This window comes from Acinetobacter sp. YH12218 (genome assembly GCF_013417925.1).
Classification (GTDB): domain Bacteria; phylum Pseudomonadota; class Gammaproteobacteria; order Pseudomonadales; family Moraxellaceae; genus Acinetobacter; species Acinetobacter amyesii.
In genome coordinates this window covers 1-1,258 of sequence record NZ_VPDB01000165.1, presented here as the reverse complement: position 1 = coordinate 1,258, position 1,258 = coordinate 1, and the positions used below count along the sequence as shown (strand labels likewise).

General features: G+C 39.2%; 1 protein-coding gene. It reads right to left on the bottom strand.

Annotated elements, in window-relative coordinates; translation table 11 throughout:
- The coding region (locus FTV03_RS17730; RefSeq protein WP_180042420.1) for an IS4 family transposase at positions 1-1,241 on the bottom strand (1,241 nt) is incomplete at its 3' end.
- Positions 1,242-1,258 lie beyond the last annotated feature (17 nt).

Genomic DNA, 1,258 nt, shown 5'->3' with positions numbered 1-1,258 from the left:
CTCCTCACTCTTCTCTCAGGTATAACATACCGATTAGATTTCTCCATTAAACTTTCCAGATGTTTGGGGAGATTACCTGCAGAAGCCAAAGAGTCGAATCTGAGTAAATTAAGAAGGGCAATAGATGCAATATGAAAACTGATTCTCAAAGGACTTACTTTAGCTCGTTGAGCCATATGTTTCATTTGTCGTCTCAGAACATTATAGGCAATCAAGACACCCCATAATTCTTGATAAATTAAGTCTGGTTGCTTGCTTCTTAAGAGCTTACCTTTCTGCAAATTGCTTTTAATTTCTCGGTAACACATTTCAATTTCCCAACGCTGAGCATATAACTTTGCCAAGGCTATAAGTGGGTATGTCTTTGAATCTAATAATGAAGTAATGTAACGTCTGATTTTTCCTGCCTGCTCAACTTCAATCAAACGTGCCTCCCAATAATCCCCTAACGTTGGGTTAAGCTTCTTGGCTCTAGGTGATATTGGCATCCTGATATGAAAATCATGTGGGGAATTCCGTTTAATAATTTCATAACGTAAATTATCTTTTGCTCGCATCAGCCAATGACTTGATTCTGCACGTGTTTGCCACCCTATTAGAAAATCAGCAGAGAAATAAGCTCGATCAAATAATGTAATACTTTGTGCTGGAGGAGATAATTGATTTGCTAATGTGAGTTCACCCTGATCCATACTGCCTATTTGGGCATCTATGATTTCATGGGTATTGGTATTGACTAGGCACGTGGCTCTCACTTGTGGGTAAGGTGCTACAGCAGTTTTACCTTTAGATGAGCCAAAATGATTAAAGTTCTCTTCGGTCAGCGGCATAGACCAAACCACCCCATCAACAGCACATATGCTAAGTCCTTGAAAGTTTGAATATTGTTGCTGTGTTTCATCAAACCATGCTTGGCTGAGCAGAGAGAATAAGGTACTTAAAGGCTCTTGTCCTAAACGTTGTCGTGCTTGGACTGCTGCACTAGGAACACAATATTCTGTTGTACCAAACACGAGGTTTAATTGCTCTACAACATAGCTGATGGGTTGATTTCGAAACAAGGCAAGCCCAATAACAAGCCAAACCACATGCTCAGCAGGTAATTTTCTCCTTCTGATTGATGCCTTACCTGTTTGATGCAGGCTTGTTTCAATCCAATTTAAATCAATAAGTTCACAAAAATGGTTGAGTGATGGGAGAGAATGTTCAAGAGTGGATTCTAAATGTTCAGATAAAGACATAAAAAAATGAGCGTATT